The sequence below is a fragment of the Neorhizobium sp. DAR64872/K0K18 genome (genome assembly GCF_050500175.1).
Classification (GTDB): Bacteria; Pseudomonadota; Alphaproteobacteria; order Rhizobiales; family Rhizobiaceae; genus Neorhizobium; species Neorhizobium soli.
This window is the reverse complement of record NZ_CP191445.1, coordinates 1,020,038-1,042,980: the sequence shown is the minus strand read 5'-3', so window position 1 is coordinate 1,042,980 and position 22,943 is coordinate 1,020,038. Positions and strand designations below refer to the sequence as shown.

14 protein-coding genes, 1 pseudogene and 1 other annotated feature are annotated in these 22,943 nt (G+C 54.0%); of the genes and pseudogenes, 5 read left to right on the top strand and 10 right to left on the bottom strand.

The window, feature by feature from the left end; genetic code table 11:
- Positions 1–133 precede the first annotated feature (133 nt).
- Positions 134–6,187, top strand: a complete 6,054-nt coding sequence (locus ACQY1P_RS04595; protein WP_430253187.1) for an AAA domain-containing protein — start codon at positions 134–136, stop codon at positions 6,185–6,187.
- The gene (locus ACQY1P_RS04590) at positions 6,184–7,542 is read left to right on the top strand and encodes a hypothetical protein (RefSeq protein ID WP_430253185.1); all 1,359 of its coding nucleotides are present in this window, start codon (positions 6,184–6,186) and stop codon (positions 7,540–7,542) included. The genes ACQY1P_RS04595 and ACQY1P_RS04590 overlap by 4 nt, the downstream gene beginning before the upstream one ends.
- Before the next feature lie 257 nt (positions 7,543–7,799).
- Here the strand turns inward: ACQY1P_RS04590 and ACQY1P_RS04585 are convergent, their stop codons facing one another.
- Positions 7,800–8,084, bottom strand: coding sequence for a hypothetical protein (locus ACQY1P_RS04585; protein WP_430253183.1), 285 nt, complete (start codon positions 8,082–8,084; stop codon positions 7,800–7,802).
- Between the two features lie 478 nt (positions 8,085–8,562).
- On the opposite strand from ACQY1P_RS04585, the gene ACQY1P_RS04580 reads away from it, so the two are divergent.
- Positions 8,563–9,702, top strand: a complete 1,140-nt coding sequence (locus ACQY1P_RS04580) for a hypothetical protein (RefSeq protein ID WP_430253181.1) — start codon at positions 8,563–8,565, stop codon at positions 9,700–9,702.
- A gap of 108 nt (positions 9,703–9,810) precedes the next feature.
- Positions 9,811–10,119 (top strand): helix-turn-helix domain-containing protein, encoded by a 309-nt coding sequence (locus ACQY1P_RS04575; RefSeq protein WP_430253179.1) that lies wholly within the window; start codon positions 9,811–9,813, stop codon positions 10,117–10,119.
- A 541-nt stretch (positions 10,120–10,660) separates the two neighbouring features.
- Here the strand turns inward: ACQY1P_RS04575 and ACQY1P_RS04570 are convergent.
- The 7 genes and pseudogenes from ACQY1P_RS04570 to ACQY1P_RS04540 form a co-directional block, all read right to left on the bottom strand.
- Positions 10,661–11,301, bottom strand: a pseudogene (locus ACQY1P_RS04570) (integrase core domain-containing protein).
- A gap of 370 nt (positions 11,302–11,671) precedes the next feature.
- A complete protein-coding gene (locus tag ACQY1P_RS04565; protein ID WP_430253177.1) occupies positions 11,672–12,670 on the bottom strand; it encodes a hypothetical protein in 999 nt (332 codons plus the stop codon).
- 10 nt (positions 12,671–12,680) lie between these two features.
- Positions 12,681–14,435 (bottom strand): hypothetical protein, encoded by a 1,755-nt coding sequence (locus ACQY1P_RS04560; protein WP_430253175.1) that lies wholly within the window; start codon positions 14,433–14,435, stop codon positions 12,681–12,683.
- A 5-nt stretch (positions 14,436–14,440) separates the two neighbouring features.
- Positions 14,441–15,688 carry a hypothetical protein gene (locus tag ACQY1P_RS04555; RefSeq protein ID WP_430253173.1) on the bottom strand — a complete coding sequence of 416 codons (1,248 nt, stop codon included), beginning with the start codon at positions 15,686–15,688 and terminating at the stop codon, positions 14,441–14,443.
- A 1,545-nt stretch (positions 15,689–17,233) separates the two neighbouring features.
- The gene (locus ACQY1P_RS04550; RefSeq protein ID WP_430253171.1) at positions 17,234–18,976 is read right to left on the bottom strand and encodes an AAA family ATPase; all 1,743 of its coding nucleotides are present in this window, start codon (positions 18,974–18,976) and stop codon (positions 17,234–17,236) included.
- Between the two features lie 177 nt (positions 18,977–19,153).
- Positions 19,154–19,576, bottom strand: a complete 423-nt coding sequence (locus ACQY1P_RS04545) for a hypothetical protein (RefSeq protein ID WP_430253169.1) — start codon at positions 19,574–19,576, stop codon at positions 19,154–19,156.
- Between the two features lie 568 nt (positions 19,577–20,144).
- Positions 20,145–20,798 carry a glutathione S-transferase family protein gene (locus ACQY1P_RS04540; RefSeq protein WP_430253167.1) on the bottom strand — a complete coding sequence of 218 codons (654 nt, stop codon included), beginning with the start codon at positions 20,796–20,798 and terminating at the stop codon, positions 20,145–20,147.
- A 161-nt stretch (positions 20,799–20,959) separates the two neighbouring features.
- Positions 20,960–21,077, top strand: a sequence feature (AL1L pseudoknot).
- Here ACQY1P_RS04540 and ACQY1P_RS04535 point away from each other — a divergent pair.
- Positions 21,015–21,191 carry a hypothetical protein gene (locus tag ACQY1P_RS04535; protein WP_430253935.1) on the top strand — a complete coding sequence of 59 codons (177 nt, stop codon included), beginning with the start codon at positions 21,015–21,017 and terminating at the stop codon, positions 21,189–21,191. (Overlaps the previous feature by 63 nt.)
- A 31-nt stretch (positions 21,192–21,222) precedes the next feature.
- Here ACQY1P_RS04535 and ACQY1P_RS04530 read toward each other — a convergent pair whose 3' ends face one another.
- On the bottom strand, positions 21,223–22,614 hold the full coding sequence (locus tag ACQY1P_RS04530; RefSeq protein ID WP_430253165.1) for an anti-phage deoxyguanosine triphosphatase: 1,392 nt from the start codon (positions 22,612–22,614) through the stop codon (positions 21,223–21,225).
- Entirely contained in the window at positions 22,614–22,772 is a 159-nt protein-coding gene (locus ACQY1P_RS04525; protein WP_430253163.1) for a hypothetical protein, read from the bottom strand. Before ACQY1P_RS04525 ends, ACQY1P_RS04530 begins: the two co-directional genes overlap by 1 nt.
- Positions 22,773–22,943 lie beyond the last annotated feature (171 nt).

Genomic DNA, 22,943 nt, shown 5'->3' with positions numbered 1-22,943 from the left:
CGATGGCGGAACTTGCAACTGGGACCTGACAACGGTCACCGCACGGGAGCCTGGCCAGCAGATCGAGGCTAATTCCCAGGTTACAACTGCTGTGGTTGTAGAGGCCGCCTCTCGGCTTTGCGGAAACAGACATGTGGTCGACGACGGTGATCTCATATGCATGATCTGCGGTGCCGACGTCGTAGCACAGGCACCGACGGCTGAGGAATCATCAGGCCCAACAGTCCCTGCTGATCACATGCCGGGTGAGGTCGTCACGGAAGTCGCGGGTTGGACTATCGAAAGCCGCCTGCCCTCTCCTAGCGCCGTTCGCGAGCGCTTCCTCGCAATTGAGAAGGACACCGAGCGGCGGGGCATTCTCACCCTCTACACGGACGGCTCGGAGCCTGATACCGCCGTTTACGACGCTGTCAGGAACCTGCCGGACGATCACCTACCTGTCATCTATGATGTCGGCCGGTGGCACGAGCGTGCCTACGAAATCGCTGAAGAGACCACTGGTGGAGACCTCGAGAGCCTCCGCTTTGACGGTCGCGATGTCGAGGTGGTGCGGACAATCGTGTTTGAGATAGCAAAGGCCCTTGGCTCCTTCTCGCAAGCTGGGCTTCGACACCGCGGCATACGGCCATCGAACATCCTTGTCCGGTCGCTGCAGCCGCTTGATCTTGTCATAACTGGGTTTGGTTCGGCCAGACTTTCGGATTATGACCTCGACATCGTCGCGCCGTTGGACACGACAAGGTATATGGCGCCTGAAGCGATTGCAGGCGGGGTCGCGGCTGCATCGGATTGGTGGAGCCTTGGAATGGTCGCGCTGGAAATTGCTACCGGCGGGACGTGCTTTGACGGGGTGAATGAGCAAGCGTTTCTCATCCACGTCCTGACCGACGGCGTAGACATCCCCAACAACCTTGACCCGTCGATCGAAGTTTTGCTGCGAGGCCTACTGGTGCGGGACCACCGCGAGCGCTGGCAATGGAATGAGGTTCGCTCATGGTATGATGGAGAAGCCGTCGCGGTCTCGCAAAGCTCCATGCGCGATGCCGACGTCGAAGGTAAGGCGCCGATTATGTTAGCGGGGAAACCCTATCGAAAAGCCTCCGCTTACTCCCTTGCTGCTGCCGAACCAGGAAATTGGGACGAGGCCCGGATCCAGGTCGCTCGCGGTGTGATCGCAACTTGGGCTCAGGACGCAGGTCTGGAAGACAACGTCCAATCGGCCATCAGACGTTTGGCCCACACCGAAGGCTTGCCGGACGATCTCCGTCTGTCCTTGGCTTTGAAAATTCTGCATCCCGCGATGCCGCTGATCGTAAAGGGTAACATAGTCACACCTGGCTGGCTTCTTGATCACCCGGCTGAGGGCACGGAGCTGATATTCGGGCCAGCGGCCGACATTCTAGCCAGACTTGATGCCGAGCTGTGGCTACAGCGGATGAAGCAACGTGGTATTTCGGTGCGCGAGAAAGCGAAGCAGTTCGCGATCGCACTTAACGAAGAAGACCTTCAGGTTCATCTGCTCGCCAGTTCGAAAGCCCGGCTTGCCGCTCTGTGGTCTGAAAAACGTCGTATCCTGCCGGACACCGATCACCCCGGCCTCAATTCGTTGATCGAGAGGCGGCAAACCACCGACGAGGACTTCATACTTCTGCTCTCCGCTGAAGTCGGACAATTCCGTTCTGTCGATGACATCTTGGACGAGGCAACAGCTACCGCCGACCGAGCTGGCGTCGCGCTCTTCGACCGTGAGCAAAGTCGCGAAATGTTAGGGCGGTCTCGCCGCGATCTTCATGCTTTAATCGATCAACGTCTTGCAGGATTTGCTCGTTGCAACGTTGAGCGTGTCGATGAGTGGGCCGATCAATTCCGCCTAGATAGGCGGATAGGCCTCGACCGCGCCCTCGTTCTTTTATCAATTCCGACTGATGCTTGGCAGGAACCGCCAAAGCAAAACTATGTCTCTACGCTGCTGGATTACTTTTCAAAGAAGATCTCCGGTAGCATCCTACGTGGGCCGCTGACCCGAATGGTCATAGGTAAGACGACGCCACGCGTTGACCTCTTTGAGCTTGGCACTGCTCGGCGGCCTGCCCCAGCCCTGATGGATCACATCCTGGCCCGAACAGATCGTTCTGAAGATTTGGATCCAGCTGCCTTCGGCGCTTCGGAGACCCTGGAACGCCGACTTCGCTCACTTCACGCCCATGCCACGCTATATAAGCGAGATACGGGTATCGACGGGCTCTACCTTGGGTTCCCATTCCTCATTCATCGCGACGATCGTCGGAAGCCGAAGATCGCCCCCATCCTGCTATGGCCGGTGAAAATTGTTCCCGAAGTTGGTAACCGGGGTCATGCCACCATTGCCTTCGACCGGGATCGCGACGAAGTCCGTTTAAACCCCGCGTTCGAGGGGATGATTGGCATTGATGCCTCCAGACGCTGGCAAGAAGCCGCCAATGATCTACTCGGCAGGGCAACTCTGACGGCCGCCGATGTGGTGGATGGATTTGCTGGCCTGGCAAAACTCGACGGGCGCACTTTGGCCAAGTTGCCCGGCAAGGACGCAGATGCGGCTTTTGGAGAAAGTGCGATCGCTTGTTCCGGTGCTCTGTTCCATCTCGCTTACATGGGTCAGGCAATCGTCGAAGACCTTCGCCAGATGAAGAGCAAGCAGTTGACCGGAAGTGCTCTGGAAACTGCTCTCAAAGTGACGGACGCGCCACCACAGTCGACGGTCCGCGAGAAGCCTGCGGAGATTGATCGCTTCTTCACCGTGGCGAGCGATCCCTCCCAGGAGGCAGCGGTCCTCGAAGCACGGTATGCGCCGGGCCTTCTCATCGAGGGACCTCCTGGCACGGGTAAGAGCCAAACCATCGTCAACATGGTTGCGGATGCTATTGGCCGAAAGAAAAGCCTGCTGGTGATTTGCCAGAAGCAGGCAGCCCTTGAAGTCGTGAAGAAGCGGCTCGAAGCCGAAGGCCTCGAAGATCGCATCTTCATGGTCACCGACGTTAACCGTGACCGAGAGCCGGTCATCAATGCCATTCGTGCTCAGCTGGAATCTCTGCATGGTAGCCGAGCGAATGAAGGATGGAAACGCGATAGGCAGAACCTCGCGACCCGAATACAGGCCGTCGAGAGCGACTTGAACAATCACCATGAGGCCCTCCATAAGGTCGACGACCAGATCGGTCTTTCCTATCGGACGCTCCTTGGCGAACTCATCGGACTAGAGACGCCTACCCCGCCCCTCGACGTTCCTGCACTTCGGCGATCGCTCAGCGCGTTAAGCCCTATCGAAATCGAGACGTTGGTTGAGGCATGCGCTCCCCAGGCCAGATACTGGCTTCCCGCCAGGTTTGAAGGAAATCCGCTCGAAGCGCTGAAAACATTTACGGCCGACGCTGCAAACTCCGCCGCTTTCGATGAGGAACTGGCTGCCTTTGCATCCAGCGAAGCGGAACGTCTCACCGTTCTTGCTCGTACCGATCAGGCTCTTGCGATGGACGATCCTGCTCCGTATCGCACTTGGTACGATCACAACGACACAGCTTTTTCCGCACTTGATGACACCGACCGTGGTGAGTTGGCTCGATGGTATCGGCTCTGCACTCATGAAAATGGCACAACCAAAGCCCTGACCGGGGTCAGCCGTCTGAGGCAAGTCGAAAAGGCCATAGGCGCACTGCAGGGAAAGCCGCCGAGCGAACCGTACCGCAAGAAAACGATCGATCTTTCTGATCAGGATCTGGAGACTTGGGGTATCGAGGCCGCTTCACTGGTCAAAGTGCCCTCGACCCTCGGCGCACTCAATCCAATTCGTTGGCTGCGCTCACGAAAAGTCAAGACGTTCCTAAGCTCGCAGGCGTTGGAGCCGCCGGACATAGCAGCTTTCAACGCTGCACTTAATTGGGAGAAGCAGCTTCGCCCCATCCGACGCGACCTAACGGCAACGCTCCATTTATTTGGCGAGGCGGCAATCGTCACGGATGATCTGTTAAGCGACGACATCGCAGTCATTGCCGCTCACCGCGCTGAAGCTATTGAAAGCACCCAATCACTGGCCGACAGGGCAATGACCTTTCCCAGCCGATTGGACTTTGAGAAGGTTATCGCTTCAGCTTCGCTGTCGGAATATCAGAAACTACGCGACAGCGCTCAGCAGGCATTCGAACGTTTTGAAGCAAAGCAGTTCAGTCGTGCATCTCTGGAAATCGTTTCTCAATGGTTCGGATCAGGTTGGTCAGCCGACAGGCTCAGGGCAATTGAGGAAGACGGCGGAAACAGCGGCGCAATCGCGAGTATCGTCCAGGGAAGACCAACGCTTGAGCCCTTTCAACGCTTTCGAATTCGAGCGAGTGCTCTTTCGAGCCATGCGATAGAAATCTTCAGGCACCTTCGTCCGAAAGCATCAGAGCTAGCGGAGATCCCTGTCCATCAGTTGGAAGAGGAAGTCAGGAGGATCATCAAGCGTGAAGCCATGCTTGCCTGGAAAACTCGCTTGGAGAGTGAGGATCCGAGACTTCTTTATGAAGCTCCCGAACTGGAGGCGAAAATCCGTTCAGTTGAAGAAGCAGAGACAGCAATGCGCCGAGCGAACCGGCAGATGCTGACGCACGGGATCGACGCTGCACGAGTGTCGTCGCAACGAGATTGGGAGCCAATCACCCGGTTGCGCGGACAGCGGGCACAGCGCCTGCGTGAATTCCTTGAAAAGGGCCCAGACCTGGGGCTGATGGAATTGCGCCCCGTCTGGCTCATGAACCCTGACGTGGCCAGTAGAATACTTCCGCTCCGTAAAAGCATGTTCGATACGGTCATCTACGACGAAGCGTCACAGATGCCCGTCGAGTACGCCCTTCCCACACTGTTCCGGGGCGAAGTCGTTATCATCAGCGGCGATGAGAAGCAGATGCCACCGACGGCGTTCTTTGCCAGCAAGGTCGAAAATGACGAAGCCGATGTGTTCGACGGGGATGATCTCGACGAGGATGCAACGGAAGTCGAGCGGGAAACCTACAACGAAAGCTGGAACCGTCGTGAGATCAAAGACTGCCCAGACCTCCTTCAGCTAGGCAAGTCAGTTCTGCCGACCACCACTCTGCAAATTCATTATCGATCCGCTTACCGAGAGCTGATCTCCTTCTCGAACGCCTCATTCTACGCAAACCGCCTCAGCGTGCCGGTTCGCCATCCAGACGAGGAAATCCTTCGTGCGAAGCCTATCGAAGTCATTCGGGCGGACGGGATCTATATCGATCAAACGAACGAGATCGAAGCACGCAGGGTTATTGACGTCATTGTTGATGTTTGGAGGAAGCCTGGCCGCACACCAACAGTGGGTGTTGTCACATTCAATCGTAAGCAGGCGGATCTAATCGAGGATATCCTTGAAAAATATGCCGAAGGCGACGACTGGTTCCGAGCAATGCTTGCCAAGGAGCGTGATCGACATGAGGGTGGCGAAGATGTAGGGTTTTTTGTCAAAAACGTCGAGAACGTTCAAGGCGATGAGCGTGACTACATCATTTTCTCTTCGACGTTTGGGAGAAATCAGCAGGGAACCTTCCGCCGAAACTTTGGTGTATTGGGTCAGAAGGGCGGCGAACGTCGACTGAATGTTGCGGTGACCCGAGCACGGGCCAAAGTCATCATGGTGACGTCTATACCCGTCAACGATGTATCGGACATGATGAGCAGCCGTCGGAAGCCCAACATTCCCAGAGATTACCTTCAGGGTTACCTCGAATATGCCCGCACTATATCCGACGGCGAATTCGACAACGGTCGCACTCTCCTCGCTCGCATGACAACAGAACGATCCGGATCACAGCACCGGGACGGCGACAGCCTTGATGGCTTTGCGTCTTCGGTTGCTGCGTACCTGACGGAACTTGGAGTATCTTCGAACCAGGTAAATGACGGCAGCGCCTTTGGTCTCGACTTCGCTGTCGAAGACCCGTCAACTGGCCTATACGGACTTGGCATCGAATGCGACGCGCCACGCCACCGCATACTGGACAGCGCCAGAGCGCGTGAAATATGGCGGCCTTCGGTGCTTCGTCGCTCGATCCCGATCATCCACCGGGTGTCTTCCCATGGGTGGTATCATGCCCGCGAAGAGGAGCGTCAACGGCTGCGGCTTGCGGTAGAGAAGACTGTTCGCAAGGAGGCGGCAGAATGAGCGGTCCGAAGGTTGTCAGGATTGTCACACGCGAAGAGATCATCGCCATATGTGAAAGGCAGATTGCGACGCTGCAGGCTGCGGTGGCGCAGTGGCAGAAGGTCGTAGAGCGAAATGGCGTTCTGACGCCCGAGGTCTTTGCGACAGCCAATGGTCGCGTCATCGCGATGCAGCAGCTCCTCGCAACCGATAAATTCTTGGAGCTTCAGAAGCAGGTCCCGCTTGAGATCGGCTTTCTCACGTCGGACATAGAAAGGCACATCGCCGCAGTTGCCGAAAAGAACGCGGCTGCTCGGAAGGAAGCGCGGCAGCTGCTGAGAGCAGCGACATCCCTTTCGAACGCGCTGGCGGCGAAGGGACTTCTGGTCCCACCTGCCCTTTTACGCCCCGTAAGCGCCAATCAATCCGAGCTGCGCGAAGCTGTCCGCCAGGGCTTTGGTCTGCTTCAACCGTCCGCCACTCCTGGAGCAATCACCGACCGGCAACGCGATCTGGCGTCTCGGCTCGCCGGAGATGACGAGCGATCGAACCTGGCGGAATGGTTGGCTGGCCAGGAACGTCAGGCGATAGATGAGCCGGGCCTGTTGATGGTCGAGCGCAGGTACGAGGAACTGCACGCACTAGATCCTGATGCATCGCAAATTTTCGCAGATCGCCTAGACAAACTGGTCACCGACCAATCTAACCGACGTTCGTTGCTGATCGATAGCTTGGCGCTCGACATCAGTGATGCATACAAGACCACCGTTGCCAAGTCGGTGGCCATCGCGGAGCTGCGTGGGATCGAGGCAGAGCTTAAATATCTTGGAGATCCGTCTGTAGACCTACATCTCCAATCAATCCGGCGCCTACTGGCGCAGAAGCCAGACCTCCCGGCGCTGATCAGCGAAATTGGTTCATCAAAAAACACCCTGCTGGCCGTGGTCGAACGCAGAGCAGCTGTTGAGCGCCGACGCGCAATTCTCAGCGGACTATCGGACCTTGGATATGAAGTCAAAGAGGGTATGGAAACCGCTTGGGTCGAGAATGGGCGAGTCGTCCTGAAAAGCACGAAGTCCCCATCGTATGGTGTAGAGGTCGGCGGAAATCCCTTGACGTCGATGCAAGTAAGGACCGTCGGAATTGAAAGCTCAGGCGTTTTCCGCAATATGACAGGCGACATCGGAGCAGAAACGGAATTTTGCGGAGATTTCTCAAAACTCCAGGCGAGATTGGCTGCAGATGGCGGTTCCCTCGAAATTATCAAAGCCATGGGTATCGGCACTACTGCTGTGAGGACAGTTACCTTGGATGACGAAGCAAGCAATACAGAAGCCGCACTGCCAGCAAAACCGGAAGCAATTGCCCGACGGTAGGGGACGCGACAACTGGGGAAGCATTTCTGGATCGCCCACTCAAATTCAACTTGGGCAGGGCGATTTTTTTGATTTGCAGCGAACGCTAAGCGACGGCATTGACCGGCCTTGATCTAAAACCGCTTCCATTGTTTTAGCGGCGCTGAAAGGACCCGCTGTCACGGTGGCGCTGCCATTAGCGAGGCCCCGGTCGGCCTCGTCTCTGACGCTGCAGAAACCCACACCTTGTTGTGTTCTGGTTGAGCCTCCGTCGACACCTAAACCATCGCCAAATGGGACAGATTACGATCTGCGTCTTCCGAGTCTTCAGCGATACCCGCCTGGAAATTGTAGACCCAGACCCAGCTCATAACGAAGGCACCGTTGTCTCCCGGTGAGATCAGCGTGTCGGGATCGACTTCAAGCTCGTCGTTGGTAACGACTGCATCAGCATATTCCTTGCTGAAGGGATGCGGTGGCGCCTTTAGTCTCTCAGCCAACTCTCCGTCGGGAATTGATTGCAGTATCAGCGCGACTTCATCGTCATCCAGTCGTATCCACATCAGAATTTGCTCGTTTTCGGTCTTTCAATGCTGATCTGTATATTTGCAGGACGCAAGAAGGAGGAATTAGGCCGCGATCTGCAACTTTTACAAAGCTTCAGATCGACCCGAAACGGCGATGAGTTCAAGCGTTGAAGGTCGAGAATATGCGATGCTTGTAAAGACGTCATTGGACTGTGAGTCGAAAGCTATAGCCAGCTCCGGGGCTCGGCTTTGGAGAACATTACGGTCAATTATTGGCACTGCTGGCATTGAGCGCTTCATCACCGCTACGACCAGACGGCGCAAATTTCACATGCAGATGACAGGTTGATTGTCGGCTGTTGCGCATGGCCAAAATCCGGGCGACACTTCTTTTATCGAAGAGTGGGAAGCGACGAGATCGCTATCTGAGCCACAGCTAATCAACACAACGCGCAGCCTAACCGGAGACAAACCCAGTCTTCCTGTAGAGCTTCGCCTGTGCAGCGGAGTTGAGATGTTTGCGCAGCAAGAGATCTACACCCTGAGCGTCGACCGAATGCTATCTAACGACATGGCAGTTGAAGGAACCGATTATGTTGGGCAGATCGTTCTCGGTGGCCCGGATTCGGCGATCGAGATCCGAGATCAAGCAATCATGCTCTTCATGTATGGGGCGCCCAACGATAACCAGGCATTCGCGAACTTCGTTCATGGCTACGATGCCGCGCTATTTCAGGAAGCTAGAACACTGACCGATGGCAGTGGTGAGACTGTCGTAATCTCGGGAAAGTGGCACCATGTGGAATTTGACTGCGAGCCGTTCTTCGCCCCGTACGTAATTCATATTCGTTCTGCAAACGGCTCGGTTCGAAGCTTACCTTACGACATATCGATCTTTGACACTGACGAAGCTGATAATGGCCGTGACATTGGGGTGACAATCAACGCCGTCGACGCAAACGACTTGATTGGCGGTCTACGCGCCGCGACGCAAACTGTCCTGTCGGGTTATGGATCATGTCCTACGTCGTCAGGCCATCCCAGATTTGCTGGAATCCTTTGGAGACCGAAAACTGACTTCAGCTCTCCGGTGTACATTGATTTCTCGTTCGATTGCCCGGACGGCGTGACGCCTAAGCTCGAAACCGACGAACTGAACACGTTATTAGCGGCGGTGGAACTCCAACTAGCCTATGCGATCTGCTCTAATACGATGACTGAGAGTCTAAAGATTGCCGTCGAAGATCTTCTGCGCAATGCCGAACGTCTGGCTGGGGATCAGGGCGCGGTGATTACGCGAGTGCTTGAGATGCTAGCCCGGTCACCTGTTGGCATGCGTGACGGACATCTGGTCATGAGAACTAGTTTGCCGGTCTCTGAAACGACCACACTCGACGAACTGGCGAACGCGACAAACACACCAGGGTTCTGGCTTCAAATGCGCAAGGAAGACGGGGGCTACGATAGGGCGAAATTCTACTTATTTGATAATGCCCATAGGCTCCCCAAGATTCATCCTATTGTAATGCGGCGTCAGCGAACAGTGATCGAGGACGAAACGTTGGGTTGCCAATATGCTAGCGACTGGGAAGATGAGGGTGGCTACATGTTCCGGCGACTGGCCATTGGACCTGTTCCAACTTTGTCTTGGTAAGACTTAGTTCCGCTACTCGTCCAGCTCTGCTGACAAAACGAGTTGCGGATATACCTTATTCGATATATCTAAGGGCTCCTATACCTTTAACGATATAATGGATGAGTCATGAGACTTGCTGAACTGGTTCGTGATATCCGGAAATCACGGGGGATCTCCCAGGCCACGCTTGCGGACCTCGCCGGGACTACGCAATCGAAAATTTCGGGTATCGAGAACGGGAAAGCAAACGTAGAGCTCGCTACGTTGAGGAACATATGCGCAGCACTCGATGCAGAGGTCGTCATTATTCCGAGACGGACCATCGGTGCGGTTCAGTCAATCATTGACGAGTATCTGAATCGAGATCGTCGTCTTCGATCCGAGTCAGTGATGAGCGTTCGAGATGAGCTGTTCATCCCCGACAGCGACGATTGATCTCGGCGGTACCCACCAAATTCGCTACTCTGCCACAGGCGACCGAGTAAACTACTGAACGATGCCCTGGTACGCCGAGACAGCGTACTAGCTGCAATTAGCCGAACACAAACTCTGAAACGTTCCTAGAAAACCCGCCTCGTGGAACAACGACTGGATCAAATCGAAGGATGTCATGGCACTCGCAGTCTTACAACGGAAACCACTGATGACCGAGAAAGATGTAGCCGGTGGTGTGCTTCGACGGTTCCCTCCCCCGTAAACTTCGTCGCCTTTCCATGGATGAGCAGCCGAAATTCTCCACGGAGAAAATAGTGAAGTTTTCACGGCGGCGACATCTGGAAGTGAGGTTGATAGGAATTGGCCATACAAGGCCGAGGCAGAGATCCTTCCGAGGAGCCCTTAGGCAGAGCGTTGGTGAGTGAGGCGGCCGAGCGATATGGCCTGAAGCCGTTTCAACTGTTCACCTAACGAGCGATGCCACGGCAGGATAGGTTGGCTCTAGCTGCACATTTGGATGCAGTGACCTTGCCCCCAAGTTTTATCCAGTTTTGATTTCGCTCCAACGGTTTTGGGTTGGTGTATTCGGGGCGGTAGCGGCGGGTTGCGGTGCGGAGCCATTTCGGCTGCGCAGCACCGCATCACGTCGCGGGTTGATAGTCTGAGCGAACTCGGCAGGTGTCATCCAGCCGAGGCCGGAATGCGGTCGGTGATCGTTGTAATCGCTGCGCCAGTTTGAAAGCGCTGATCGAGCTTGGGTCAGTGACGAGAAGAGAGTTTCATTCAAGAACTCGTCTCGCAGCCGCCCATTGAAGCTTTCGATGAAGGCGTTCTGGATCGGCTTGCCAGGCGCGATGTAGTGCCATTCCACCCTGGTCCGATCCGTCCATTGCAGGATCGCATTGCTGGTGAACTCGCTGCCATTGTCGCTGACGATCATCTTTGGCTTGCCACGCCCCTCATGGCATCCGCCAGGAGTCGCTTCAGCTTCGTGTTCTCGTCCTCCAGCGTCTTCAACCGCTTGGCCTCGGACACGTCCATGCCGCCAAACTTGGCTTTCCACTTATAAATACTGGCATCGCTGACGCCGTGCTTGCGGCAAAGCTCCGCGACTGGCGTGCCCGCCTCGTGCTCCTTCAGAATGCCGATGATCTGTTCGTCTGTGAAACGCTTGCGCTTCATTCCCTGGTCCTCTCAATGGGCCAGAGCTTACTTCAAAATGGATTATTTCAACGGGGCAAGGTCAAACAAGCTAGCGGAGCACCCAGGCAACACAGCTGAATGGGTTCTGATATCGAGGCCACCTTGTTTTGTCACATGCGTAAGGTAGCATCAAAACTCAGTGGGCTGTGGCCAGACCGCTTGCCCTGCATAACTTCCACAATGAGGGTCTTCGACCGAAAGATGACTTCTGAAAACCATTGCAGGAGCATGGGTTACCCATGCCAGCGCGGAACTAGTTGCGGCCTGAAGGTGTAAATAATTTCGGTGTGCCGTGACGGCCTCGAAGGTTGGCCGCCCGCAGGTTCGAACCTACTGTATCCGAAAAAGGCTATGCGATATATTCAGCCAAGCGAATTGCACATTTGAACGCTATTTTCGTAGCATGACCCTGAATCAGTTTCTTCTGTTCTGGATTGCTTCTCGGCTTTATCTCGGTCACGTCTTTGAGTTCAGGAATAGCTTCCTGCAAGATTTCGATTTGCCTAGCAGGCAGATCTTGCTTGCCATAGTCAGCAACCGCTTTGACAAAGCCAAAAACGACGTTTTTGTTGTCTCCCTGTTGGTCAGTGCTGGCATCAACTACCGCATAACCTTCCATCTCCATTCCGACAATCTCGCCCGCGTCATGTCCGACAATTTCCTCGAAGAGTTCCTGATTCGTGTCTTCAATCGTTGCACCGGTTGTGACCACACGCTTTGTATTCTTGTAGGCGAAATTGAACTCCTCGGCAATTTCCGCTGTGAAAGTTGCCGACACGCTTGCGAATTTCTCATGGACGGGACGGCTAGTCCTAGCCCATTTTGGCTTATTATCCTCAGTCCCAACGTTCGTGCCGTCGTACACAACTGTTGGGATGACCACATCGAGCAAATCTACCCGTCCAGGGATCCCTCCCATCATACCAACTAGAATTATAGCTTTCGGGTCCGCGCCATTCCTGATGCGATGCACTAAATTGCTCTGCGCCTGCTTACCGTCGTGTGACGCAGCTATCAGCGCGAACCTGAATAATTTTCCAGGATCCTTGGAAGGGATCTCACATCTATAGCCACTCAGATTGGTACCCAAGTATGCGTCACCCTTCCACCTGCCGCCGAGTTCCTCGATCGCCTTACGGACAAACGGGATTTCCTTTGAGGCACCGGTTGTAATCCAGATACCAAGATCTTGATCGCCCGCGCTCTGATTCATGGCATTTGTGATCTCGTTGTTGATCATTTCTTTTGCCCCCGTCTGCTGATCTGGGGACGCTTTATCGGTGAATGGTAGTGAGGGCAAATCTCGGAGAATAGTAAGCGCCAGAAGATCTCGATCGTCTTTTTTCATCTACTGCATCTCAAATTGGTAGACCGAACTCGTAATAGGTGTGGTCAACAAACTCATTTTTGATTGTCCGTGGCCCCATCAGTAGCGGACATACTACAGCTTGGACTTCCCATCCGAGCATGTTCGCAAGCCTGCGGAGTTGATCGACCGTATCGCCCGTACCAGAAAACTCATCTATGATAACAACTTTGACAGGATCGTCGCCCATGTAGATCGTGCTTAGTTTCTCGCTCTCAGCAACTCTCTTCAGCATCGCAAGGTGCTTTAGAAGATCGGGATCACCCAGCTTTTTCTCGAGTTCGACGACCGCAGTACAGCCTTGTACCGCATCCAAGACCCCTCGCTCGATACCAATCGATCGTTTTTTCGTTACCCGGCAAATGTAATCCACCAGGGTGATTGCCGCAGGTTCGCGCGGATGTACAAAGAAGTAGGTCCCCTGGGGAACGCGCTCACCTCCACTTCGCGAGGAAAGCGACGCAGCGATCTTCCCAGCTAGTAAAGGCCCGTGCACACCCACAAATTTCTCCATATCGGGCACCCACTTGAAAGCGGATCGATTTGAAGGCACCTCGGTCTCCGGCTTGATCCCACTTTCCAACAAGAGCGACCACATTTCGTCGGCACGGAAAGGATCGCGCAACTCGATACGGCTCACGGGGAAAGGGGCAAGTGATGACTTTGCCCAAAGAGATGATAAATGTTCGTCGTCGAAGGAATTTTTCACCATTTCGACGAGGACGTTCGCTTTCGCCCCTGACGGAAGACTCACCGATTTTTTGTAAGGCTCGCTAAGATTAGCCGCCCTTGGTTCTGACGAAATAAGCGACCACAGGAAAGCATCGTCCCTGATAGCGTGCGAGCTAGACGTCAGCAGCGATTTCACCGTATTTCCAGAGCGTATCACTGAAAACAGTACAGCATCTAGTTTGACGTCTGAAAAAGACTTCCCTCTCTCGCTAACGAAATGAAATGTAATCGAAGAACCCGACTGCATTTTCGCGTTGTAGGCAGCGTCAGCGAGCCACCTGCTGTTCTCGTCGTCCACGAGGACGTTGATATGGCGGTGATCTTTGCCAAAATGTTCTGTTAATCGACTCAACAATAGTTCGGAAATCTCGCCAACACAGTTCCGACCGTCGAAAACGGAAACCGTTGTCTTCGTGCCGATTGGAAGTGAGTAGAACCCTCGGTGCCTAATGAGCTTGAGACGAAGGTTCTCCCTGTTTGATTCGGAAGTCAGCGCACACAGATCGCGTATTTTGACTGCAAATGCGTCAGACCGCTCACCGTTCCCGTCGGCATTGAACCTCATGCCACTGTCAGCGAAAAGGATCATTGCTTGATACTTACAGCAACTCATCTCAAGGTGACGCACGAACCGATCGGCGGGCATATACTCGCGCTGCATCAACATCGCGACCTGAGTGAACTGATATTTTATGCTGAGTTCGTCAACGGCGTCCGCTAATGCTCTCGCGATCTTGGGAGGCACTGTCTCGTCGAACGACGGCCCACCGACATCAATGAATATGCTTTCGCCATGTTCCAAGCCGGACGCTCGGATCGAAGACACGATCCTCTCGCAAAGGTCGTCGGTGTGGATTGTCTCAGGATTGCCTAAGCTCAAATCATCAACGTAATTCATCCGCTGCTGATAATCATCAGGGAAACATAAATCCCGTAAGCTCCTTAAAACAAAGTTTGCATCGGTGCTGATTTGTAGAGGTGCAGTGCGCATCCTCAAAGGGACAACAATAGTCATTTGGGCTATTCTGCTTGCAAATCGATTGACAACATGTTGCCGTAAAACGTCGGAACGTTGGCAGGGACCTTCGATATCTTGGCTACTAGGTCCACACCATGATCCCGCTGCTTCCGAGGTCCCGCTTTTGAAAGCTGCATGAAGTACCGTCCGGTCCGAAAAGATACTTTGCCGCCCAGGGTATTACAGACGGTTTCCACCAAAGTGTAGAGGCCCATACCTCGGCGACTCATTATGTTTCCTTCCCGGTCCTCGTCTGCTTCAGGTCCGGAAGTTGAAATTCCTGGGAAGATTGTTGAAAGAAGCCGGATCTCTTCATCCGTTTCGATGGTCACGTCGATGTCAGAGTTGAGAATGACCTCTTTTTTCATATGCTCGTCATACGTTATATCAGCATATTCGAGGTAATAGCTAGTTTTGTAGGTAGGATCTACGTTCGAACGGAGTTTTATACCGTCGATGAGCGCACGCCTCATGATTTCAGTAAATGATTTTCCATTATCCCAGAAAACAAGTGAGAATGGTCCCTTCGGGTCTTCAGCCGTCTCTCCGCTTGAACGCTGGTACAACTTTGGGTGCCAAGACGCAGTCTGAATTATTTGCGCCCCCGGATGCTTCAGCGCGTTGAATATCGCTTCGAAGATGACTCTGCTCGCAAGGTAGTCACTCCGTATGGCAAGCCCCTTATCCAGGATGTCGCGTATCTCCTTTGTACGCCATTGCTCAGTTTCGGACACAGCGACCATTCCGCTGGCCTTTCCACTCAAAAGAATGCTGTGGTATCCGAAGAAGTTCTGGCTCCTGAGCGGCAGGCCTCCAGTTTGATAGGTTGTCGCCGTTGATCGTGCACGGAACGTGGTCTGCTCTTCAGCTAAAAGGTGGCGGGCGTCTGGATGAACGATGGTCGAGAGCGCAGTATCCGTGGCGAGGACAAGCGCGTCGAAAAAATTCCAAAGGCGCCAGAAGTCTCTCACCCTTCGCGAGTCTGGAGGAATCAGCTGAAACCTCCACCGGTGACGGGCGCATTTCACGGCGAAAGCTATGATGTATTGGCTTGAGCTTACGTTGATGAATTGCGTAGCTGAAAAGTCGAATATGTAAACTCTGTCCCGCCGAGTGGATATGTCGCCGCTTAAATCGCTTCTGGAGATTTCCCGGTCTATATGGCTTCCGACCACAGTACGGCCAAATCTGACATGCACCTCGATCTCCCCGGCATTCACGCTCGGATTCTTATTTGTAGCCTTAGCCATCTGTCCCGTGTTTATCATCGCGTCTGCCGGATCTCTCAGTCTACACGCTATTAATTCGTTTCGGCGGATGGATTGTAAAGGTCTGTTTCGATGGATTGCGCAATTTTGACGTTAGCACTTCAGATGACATCGCGTCACCCCTCCCACGATGGTGGGAGCCACCATTGAGCATTGCATCAAATGATCGTTAACGGGCCAGCTTGAATCGCGAGCCAGCTTGTGCCTCGGTACGGATCTCGGTATTTCCAATCGTGCTCGGTGTCGATGGCATAAATTTGCCGTTCCGGGCGGGTCTTGGCGTTAAGGCAGATATTATTCATGACACCAGTCCGCGAGCTTAATTCGGCGGAAGCTCAGCTGTTTGCGGTCGGGCGTAGCACCTGATCAGCTGCTGGCGTAACACGATCACGCCTTCGGAACCATCAAGCGTGAAAGGATGATACTACTCTCCGCGCGTGCTCTCGTGGCTCCGGGCTCGTGGCTCGTGGCTCGTGGCTCGTGGCTCGTGGCTCGTGGCTCGTGGCTCGTGGCTGGTGGCTCGTGGCTCGTGGCTCGTGAATTGCACTTTGGTCGTTGAGGCAAACCGAAATGGTTCATTCTATTTCTATAGATTCCGAATTTTCGAACTACTCGTAACTAATTGTTCTTACACGTGTATCGCGTGGTTGATTCTGACCAATCCACTAACTTTTGCACGGAATCCCCTAAGAATCATCACAAACAATATCCCGAACTACCGAACATTCCCTTTCAATTGTTCCGAACCCTCGAACAATTACGACTCTCGTCTTCCGAGCTTATGTATGACCCACCGCGTCCTCTTCTCGGATTCAGAGACTTCCCTATTGTTCGAAATTCGGAATAAACGGCAGCAACGGTTCGCTCTATCGGAATAATAGAGTGTATCGTTCTGCGGATCGGGACGGTTAATTTTATTGTTCGGAACGACGATATAATCAACCCAATGCCAATTTGCTTAAGGTGGGTCACGGTCGCGAATTGCGACGACAAGTAGAGATAGAAGTCGCAGCTTCGCCTGCTTACTTCCTTTTTTTGATCGATATGGCGCAGCGAGGAGGTCGCGTTCAGTCCAAGATGACCGTTCGGCTTATTATCTGGAGAGAAGAGGAGACATCCCTTTTCAACGCTTTCAACTCAAGATTCGCAAGGTAGGGAAATCAAGCTCGTACGAATGTACGATCGGCAGAACGAGCAGCTCCATTTTCTGAGACGGCTTTGAGTACCAACCACTTTTTCGTTTCTTACGCCTATGTCTGCTATGTTGTAATCAGCGACGCGTGGAGCCGGAGACGTCCAAGCTGCGATATTCATGGCTTGCAACCCGCGTGGGCGAGATGTCGATCACTTAGATTGACTGAGTCGGGTAGCTTCCCATTCCTCGCGGTAGCCGCTCGGGTTGCAGACGAGCCGGGTTGTGCCCTCAACATAATCACGGAAATGATGGACGTGCCCGTGCACCCAAAGACCCGGATTTTCTGGGACGCCGCGTCGGGCACTGCGAGGATGCCCATTACCGCGCAGCTGCTATATCCTGCGGTCGAGCATCGCGACCTCTTCAGCCGACACCGACCCGTTCGCCTCAAGGGCTGCTACGATACGGTCCATGAACGCACGGTGCTTACGCAGGAGTTGCTTCGCTCGCGAGAACTCCGTCGCGAGAACATCATCTACCCATTTCGCAACTGTCGGGTCCTCGTGACGCAGCCTTTCGAGGTGGGGATCCTCTCGCCCCAGGCTGTGCCGCAGGCGACTTCCCATCCCCATATGTGTCTGCATACTCGTCGCAATCCGGGTCGCATTAGCGAGATCGGAATTTTGCCCTGCACCTGAGCCATCAGAGATAGACCCCAAGCAAACCTCTTCAGCGGCAATCCCTGCAAGCATCACGAGGATGTGGTCGCGATAGAACTGAACGTTCCGGTAACCTACGGCGGGTAGTTCAAAATACGCCCCTCCTCCGGCCTGAACATCGCTATCGGTGCGTGCCTGATCCGCAATCACCGTGCCACGATACCTGCCGTGGTTGAGCCGAAGTAGCGCGACCGTATGGCCAGCCTCGTGCACCGCGAGCGCTCGCCGATGCTGGCCAAGGATCGGGATAATCTTCGGCAGTGCCGCGATGACATCCTCGGCAAGCAGCTGGCGTTTCTGCCGTCGGGCAATCCGTTGGGCGTCCCGCGCAACCTTCGCAAGGTCAGCTCCCGAGAAGCCGGATGTGGCAGCCACCAACCCTTCAATGTCTTGCAGCCAAACGGCTCCACCGAGTTTCTGATGCAGAATTGCGATGCGATCACGTGCATCTGGAAGCGAAATTACAACATGCCGATCCAGACGACCCGGTCTCAGGATGGCCGGATCGATGCGATGAATATTGTTTGTTGCACCGATCACAACGACACCCTCTCGTCCGCCGAGACCGTCTAGATGTTCTAAAAATGCATTCACGACCTGAGTGCTGTAATCCCTGTTATCGTCACTGAATGACTTTCTGTCTCCGAACGAATCCAGTTCATCGCAAAACAGAATGCTTGGAACCGACTCCTTCGCCTTACTAAAGTCTCGCCTCATCGCCTTTAGCAGATCACCCAAATTTCCGTTTGCTTGCCACTGGCCCAACGAGGTGGCGATAAGTGGGACATTGCAGTGGAGTGCAAGAGCCTTAGCAAAGATCGTCTTTCCGACCCCAGGTGGACCGGACAAAACGATACCTTTATCGACTTCCGACCAATCGATTTCGCCTCGTCGCCAGTCGGCTAGATCCTCCGCCAGCTCGATGCCCCACGTTTTTGCGGAAGCGTAGCCATGCATTGAGGTGAGTGGAGGAACGTCAGGCACTTTGGCATGAGATCTGATACTGGACGCCGCAGTGGTCTTTGCAAGCCTCGCCAGTACGTCGTCAATCGAGCGTCCTTTACGCAATGCGGTCCAAAGGAATTCAGAGTCGTAGCCAAGGGCGGCCTCGGCATCGGAAGCGCTAACGCGGATCCCAAAAAGTGCTCTGCAGGTAGCTCGGAAGTCTAGGGGCGAAATCTTATCCAGAAGCACTTCAGCGTCGATCGCAAGAACGATCTTCGACGGCGTCTCCGCTTGGTAATCTTTGATGATAATTACCCGGTCCCTACCTTCAGTTTCGCTGCCGAAATTGTTGAGTACAGCTTTCGTCGTCTCGGACGCGCTAATCGTCAGGAAACCAGATTTATCAGAGTAGGCGTCGTCGGCCTGACTGCAGATCCTAGCGACCACAGGTGAATAGTCGTTCGAATTCACGCCGGGCGGGGCCCTCAGGAGAAGCAAGATTGGTTGCCCCTCCCTGAAGCAGGATTGCCTTCGAAGTGAACGCCTCAAGCTGAAAAACAGGGCGAGTTGGTACGGCCCTTTGATAGGCTTGGATCTAGACACAGGTATCTCCGTGAGAAAACGTACGCGGACGCTGAGATTGGTGGTTCAGCCGCGGTGGCGGCGAACGGTTGTTTCGGGCCCGATGAGGGCATCGTCGATGTCGACTGCAATGAAACGCGATAGAATAAGGCTTGCCAGCCCGGCTATTGGGGGAACCGTCTTAAATGCTGGCAGGCACTCGGCTACGGTCAGCGTGCCGTTTTCATCGAGTGCCGCGAGTAGACGTACACGATCATCAAGCGTTACGTCGTAACGAGCGTACCGCAACAGATCTTTCGCGTTCCGGAGACGGATCGCTGGAACATCTGCTTTACCAATGCTCTCGAATTGAAATCCCTGTGAGCGCACAACTTCGTCCAGCCACACTGGGCGGTCTTGGCCGTCACTGACGTCAATGACAAGGATCCCTTCATCCCGTTCTACAACGAAGTCGGGTCGGTAGATCTCACCATCGACGGCGAAAGTCATGCTCTTACACGACCACGCCGAAACCGACGCGTCGACGTCAAGAAGACACGCCACATCCCTCGCCAGTTGATTTCGATAAACCATTTGGCCAGTGCCGCGGACGGATTGAAGGGGGTAAAAGATTTGCGTTGGAACGTGCCGCGCCTGTCGGCTGGACGGACTGGAGATGCTCATTGTGAACCCTCAAAACAAACAGAAAGGGAAGGCCCGCTAAAGCGGGTGCGTCCTAGCTTTCTATTCGTATTGAGATGTGAGCAAAGTTTTCCATAGACGAACAAATACGGAACATCCGTTGGTCTGTCAAATGCTTTTTGCGCAGGCATATAATCTGACCGGCCGGGATGGCACCGATTGCAAAATCGCAATCGTGGAAGTGGACAAGGTACATACCGCAGCATCGTATCCGGCTTGCCAGTCGTTGCCCCTCGACAAGCCAGACGCAACAATTAACGCCTGCCTTCGTCACCCGTACAGCAGAAGACCAAAATTTGTTGCCAGACGAGGATGGTTCAGAATAACCGGTATTTATCTGAAGTCGTCAATGCTGACTATTGCGCGAACTGCGCGATCATTCCGCGAGAATCGCTTCATGCTGTCGTAGTTGAGTTCTAAGACGTTCAGCATAATCGCCCTTCACTGCTGCTGATACGCTTCCTCGGGCCCTAAGGGACGCACGCCAAGCCATGACGAGCTCCAGGTCGCTAAAAATTGGCTCCGATGCGGAGCTATTGAGAGTGTCAAAGTAGCGGAAGATTGGTGCAAATACGACGTCAACCATTCCGAACGTCTCGCCGTCAAACCATGGCTGTCTAGTCAAGACGCGTTCCAATGTTTCCAGTCTCTTGCGGAAACCTGTCCTTTGACGCTCCGCAGTAGCATCATCTTTGGCACTGATGAATTGCCAAGCGTCCGACAAAGTCGCTGACCCGAACTCAATCCAAGCCCGTTGCTTTGCACGTGCCAATGGGTCGGTCGAATAAAGTTTTGTGCCACCCTGAGTTTCTTCGAGATATTCGCAAATTGCCATGCTCTCAAAGAGCACTTCATCAGCCTCTCCGTGGTGACTGATTTGAAGGAGTGGTACTTTTCCTGTCGGCGAAAGCTGAAGAAACCACTTTGGCTTGCTGGCGAGGTCGATGTCGACCTGAACCTCACCGGGTTTGCCGGAGGCTCCAACTGAGTATCGATCCCGCTGGGCTGGCGTTTCATCTATCGCTGTCAAGATTGGCTGCTCGACAGCAACCTGCACGGATGGGTCAAGAAGACCGAGGTCGTTAGTGGTAAACGAGCAGGCCAGCCGAGCGATGTCGCTGAGAAGATGAAGGCTCTTCAGCGGGAGAACCGCGAGCTTCGTCAGGCCAACGAGATTTTGCGCAAAGCTTCGGCTTATTTCGCCATGGCGGAGCTCGAACGCCCCTTCAAGCGGTGATCTCGTTTAGTGACAACACCGTCGTGTGTGTTCGGGGTCGAGCCGATCTGCAGACTGCTGGCGATCGCCCCTTCAAACTACTATAAGAATGTCGCCAAACGCCCGGATGTGGATCGCCTGTCGATCAGCGGCCGCAGCGATATCGGCGTGAAGATCGAGATACGTCGCCATGTGGCTAATCGATAATTCGTGAAACTCAAGTATCTTTCCAAGTACGCTATACGTCCTTAAACATGCTTTCGCCGGTGTCCGAATTTAAACGGGCCCAGAATTCGACAGCATACCGATCAGTCATGCCCGCAATGAAATCGCAAATCGTCCGAGCTTCCTTCGCTCGATCGCCTGCGTGGTCGAGATACCTTTGTCGAACGTCGTCCGGCATCAACATATGGCCCTCGCGTTCTTTGCTGTCGAGCGCGTCGAAGAGATCTGAAACTAGCTGGGTTCCTCGGTACTCGCCGAGTTTTACGCGAGATGAATTTATGATCGCGTTATAGGTATACCGCTTTAAAACTTCGACCTTCCTATGGGTGTCCTCATCAAACCACACCTTAGACAGTGCCGGGCAGTCCGCTTTATATTCGAACTTTACGCCTTTGATGAACTCGTGCACCAGCGACGATGACAACTTTGTCCGCCGGTAAGCATCAGTGCTCAGTACCTTGGAACGTTTCGTTGCCGCAATGAAATCGACGAGGGCGTCGCCGGTGTCGTCATCGCTTCCGGGACCAATTCCGTCGAATACATCCACCAAGGTGCCCAGGACTTCGCTGCTGGTGAACTCTCTTTTCAGCGCCTTCCCCACGCGTTTAGCCACCGCAGCAAGGACACCTTCGTCACTCGCTAAAATGGCTGATGGTGTTAGAAACCCAGCTTTCAAGCTATCTTCAAGATCGTAGACTGAGTAGGCAATATCATCCGCCAAATCCATGATGGCGCACTCTAACGTCTTGAACTCACCAGTTTTTGGCTGTTCGGTTCCACGCAGGAGTTTTTTCTTGATCTCATCGACAATGAACTGCTCCGAGAGATAATACCCCTTCGCAAGGTCGTCCTTCTTTTCTCGCTTTTCGGGGATGGGCTCGTCGTATTTCAACACAGCTGCCAGCGTCCGATAACAAAGGTTCATTCCGGCTCGATCATCGCCCTCTACAGGCTTCGGATACCGCTCCTTCTTCTCAAGACGAGATAGTATTCGAAGAGTTTGGGCATTACCCTCAAAGCCCCCAAATTCTTTCATTTTTTCGTCGAGCGCTCTCTCACCATTGTGGCCGAAGGGAGGATGTCCAATGTCGTGAACGAGACCGGCGGCCGCGCACAGGCGACCATCAATTCGGCTTCCCTCCATCTGACCATGAAATTCATGGTTCAGCCTGTCGGCAATGCCCTCCGCGATCTGAGAGACTTCCAGGGAGTGAGTCAGCCGATTGCGAAAGAAATCGGATTCATGACCTGGGAAAACCTGCGTCTTGCCTTGCTGTCGGCGGAAGCTGGCGCTGTGAACGATGCGACCGTAGTCTCTGACAAACGGCGGCCGGTAGTCGGCCGACTGAGCATCTTCCTTGCCAACTACCGGCCGTCCGAAATCACCGGCTTCATACAAAGCCATTATCGGTTACTGCTTTCGTCCTGCGCTGCGCTTTGTCTGACGCTGGCCGCCGCCTCGGCCTTTGCTGCGGCACGCTCCCGGCTTATGCGAACGCCTTCGCGGACAACATCCATCTCTTTTTTTACATCGGCGCGGACATCAAGCATGACTGCGTACATTTCTAGTTCCTCCGGTTTAGGTACTCAAGAAATCGTAACGGCGACTCCTGATCCCAACTCTATAACACATTTGTTTACGCTTCGTTCATGTTTGGCGCAGATTTTATCGTTTAATGCCACCGCGGCCGTATCAAAATGCTGGTGCAGAAGTATGTAAGTGGCAATAGCCAA